This window comes from Bacillus sp. FJAT-29790 (assembly GCF_019039215.1).
GTDB lineage: Bacteria > Bacillota > Bacilli > Bacillales > Cytobacillaceae > Cytobacillus.
Map to the genome: position 1 here is coordinate 3,048,775 of NZ_JAHNZZ010000001.1, position 648 is coordinate 3,049,422.

Here is a 648-nt window from a genome sequence, read left to right on the forward strand (position 1 = left end):
ATAATGAAAAATATTTATGGTGGAGGATGACGGGATCGAACCGCCGACCCTCTGCTTGTAAGGCAGATGCTCTCCCAGCTGAGCTAATCCTCCGTATAATGGTGACCCCTACGGGATTCGAACCCGTGTTACCGCCGTGAAAGGGCGGTGTCTTAACCGCTTGACCAAGGGGCCATTTTTATTAAAATGGCGGAGAGCAAGGGATTTGAACCCTTGAGACAGCTATAAACCGCCTACACGATTTCCAATCGTGCTCCTTCGGCCACTCGGACAGCTCTCCTTATGGCTCCGCAGGCAGGATTCGAACCTGCGACCGTTCGGTTAACAGCCGAATGCTCTACCACTGAGCTACTGCGGAATAATCCATAAAGCCTGGCGACGTCCTACTCTCACAGGGGGAGAGCCCCCAACTACCATCGGCGCTGAGAAGCTTAACTTCCGTGTTCGGGATGGGAACGGGTGTGACCTTCTCGCTATCGCCACCAGACTATTTTTCAAAGACATATTTTATTATAACGTCTTTTTAGAATTTTTCAAGAGGAATTTTAAACTTTTATTCCCTCAAAACTAGATAATGTAGAAGAAGAATTCAAGTAATCAATTGTGGTTAAGTCCTCGACCGATTAGTATTTGTCAGCTCCACGTGTC

At 47.7% G+C, this 648-nt stretch carries 4 tRNA genes and 1 rRNA gene; all 5 read right to left on the minus strand.

The window, feature by feature from the left end:
• Positions 1-17: 17 nt before the first annotated feature.
• Positions 18-93 (minus strand) — tRNA-Val (locus BGM26_RS14405).
• 6 nt (positions 94-99) lie between these two features.
• Positions 100-174 (minus strand) — tRNA-Glu (locus tag BGM26_RS14410).
• 13 nt (positions 175-187) lie between these two features.
• A tRNA-Ser gene (locus BGM26_RS14415) sits at positions 188-280 on the minus strand.
• 3 nt (positions 281-283) lie between these two features.
• A tRNA-Asn gene (locus tag BGM26_RS14420) sits at positions 284-358 on the minus strand.
• Positions 359-370: 12 nt separating this feature from the next.
• Positions 371-487: ribosomal RNA gene (rrf, locus tag BGM26_RS14425) — 5S ribosomal RNA — on the minus strand.
• Positions 488-648: the final 161 nt, after the last annotated feature.